A 2155-nucleotide genomic window follows, 5' to 3' on the forward strand; every position below is an offset into this window, starting at 1 on the left:
TCGTAACAAAGAAACCGTCCTAGAGGCGGTTTTTTTGTGCCCAAATGGTCTTTTTCCCGCGACCACTGCTTCCGACGCTGGCTGGCGAGATCGTCAGTTGTTAAGCCCCTCGTACCAGGCGTCAAGCAGGTGGTGGGCGTGCGCCTGATCGGCAATCAGCGGCGGGCGTGGCAGAGAACTCGCCTGGTCGCTTTCGCTGGCCTGATAGATCACCTTGTCGTCCTTGATCGTGGCCATGACGCGTAGTTGGTCGAGCGTTTCCGGATCGACGCTGGTCGGGTCCCTGGACAGGATTACAAAGTCGGCGATCTTGCCCGTCTCGATGCTGCCTTTGGTTTCTTCCTCGAACTGTTGCCACGCTGGCCAGATAGTCATTGCCTTCAGGGCAGTCATGACGTCCACACGCTGTGTCGGCCCCAGAATATCGCCGGAGCGAGTACGCCGCGTTACCGTAGCGTCGAGAATCCGCATGCTGTCGGGGAAGGCAACAGGCGCGTCGTGGTGAGAGCCGAACATCATGCCGCGTGCGCGTACCCAGCCGGTGGGTGAGATGTTCTCGGCGTTCGCGGGGCCGACAGTATGTTCGCGGTGCCAGTCGCCCCAGTAGAAGGTGTGCATCGGGAATAGTGACATGAAAACGCCCAGCTCCTGATAGCTGTCGACCTGATCTTCGCGCAGGAACTGGCCGTGAATCAAAACCGGGCGGTTACCGGGGTCGCCATATTGCTTCTGCGCGGCTTTGAGGGCGCTTATCAGCATGTCGGATGCTCCCTCGCCGTTGGCGTGGGTGATGATCTGCATTTTGTGCTGGTAGCACCAGTTGACCGAGTCCTGGACCTGTTTCATGGTCACTGCCGCGTAGCCTGCATAGTTCTCCGGGTAGTCACCAACCGGGTCGTAGTAGGGGCGGTCGCGCAGGGCTGTAAACCCTTGCGGGGAGCCGTCGATGGTCAGCTTGCAGCCGCCAGTGCGAACGTGGCCGGTGTAGGCGCGCGATACATGGGCTTCAAGATAGTCTTTGGATTCGAGCACGTCGGGGTAGGCGATAACGTCAATGGGGAGGTCACCGGCCTGGTCAACGGCCTTCAGTGCCTCTACAACGCCGCCAGAGGAGCGCCCATCCTGCGCGGTGGTGTAGCCGAAACGAGCCCACATTTCAGCGCCCGCCTTGGCAAATATCTGCATGCCTTCCGGGCCTAGCCCGGAGAGCATCGGCATCAGCGCAGTGAAGAACGCATATTCCTCCAATACCCCATTGGGATTGCCGTCGCTGCCTCGTTGAATGACGCCGCCGGGAGGGTTGTCGGTAGACGCGTCAATGCCTGCTAGCTCGAGCGCTTTGGAGTTGGCCACACCGAGATGGCCCGACTGATGCACGATCATGATGGGGTACTCGGTCGATACTGCATCCAGATCCTGTCGGGTGGGGTGACTTAGTTCTGCCAGCTGGGCGTTGTCGTAACCAAATCCGATGATCAGTTTGATTTTTTTGACCGCGGCTTCGTTTTCTTCCATCCACGTACGCAGTGAGTCCTGGAGGCTGGCGATATCGGTCACCTCGCCATCAGGTGGCGCCAGCAGGTTGGCTGATAGCGCTTGAAGGCCGCCCATGACGACGTGACCATGGCTGTCGACGAAGCCGGGAAGCATGGCGCGGCCGTGCAAGTCGAATACCCTGGTAGCGGCGCTCTGGTGAAGCCTTATCTGATCGAGGCTGCCAACGGCGATTATGCGTCCGTCCTGGACGGCGACAGCCTCCGCTGTCGGCTGCTCGTCATTGATTGTCAGAATGGGACCGCCAAGGTAAACGGTGTCGGCTATCTCCTGGGCGCTGGCGATGCTGGCTGCCAGTAGGCTGCTGCCAAGGATGAGGGACCTGCAGGTGGTCATTGTCATGCTGTCTGTCTTCCTTGAGGCTTGCTGACGATTGGGTCAGGGGTAGGGGCTGGAATAAAAAGTGTAGCCGTGTGGCGGCAGCTTGTTTGGCTGATAGGGTGGGTTGATCCAGGGGCCTGTTCAGGGGGGAGGGGGAGCCGAGATCACATTTGCTCTACAGGGAATGGATATAGTTGTTGACGGGGTGGAATGTGACGCATAAAATGCGCGCCACTTGCAGCGAACAACGCGCAGCAGGTAGCCAGGGTAACACCTCGGC

1 protein-coding gene is annotated in these 2155 nt (G+C 59.5%); it reads right to left on the bottom strand.

Annotated features, from left to right (window positions below; genetic code table 11):
• Positions 1-93 precede the first annotated feature (93 nt).
• Positions 94-1896, bottom strand: a complete 1803-nt coding sequence (locus ASB58_RS05760) for an amidohydrolase (RefSeq protein ID WP_118129638.1) — start codon at positions 1894-1896, stop codon at positions 94-96.
• Positions 1897-2155 lie beyond the last annotated feature (259 nt).

It is taken from the genome of Pseudomonas abyssi, assembly GCF_003444685.1.
In the GTDB taxonomy this organism is placed as follows: Bacteria; Pseudomonadota; Gammaproteobacteria; order Pseudomonadales; family Pseudomonadaceae; genus Halopseudomonas; species Halopseudomonas abyssi.

What these genes read in the sequence shown, in the direction of transcription:
- ASB58_RS05760 (WP_118129638.1), bottom strand. Translation starts at nt 1,896, where the DNA reads ATGACAATGACCACCTGCAGGTCCCTCATCCTTGGCAGCAGCCTACTG.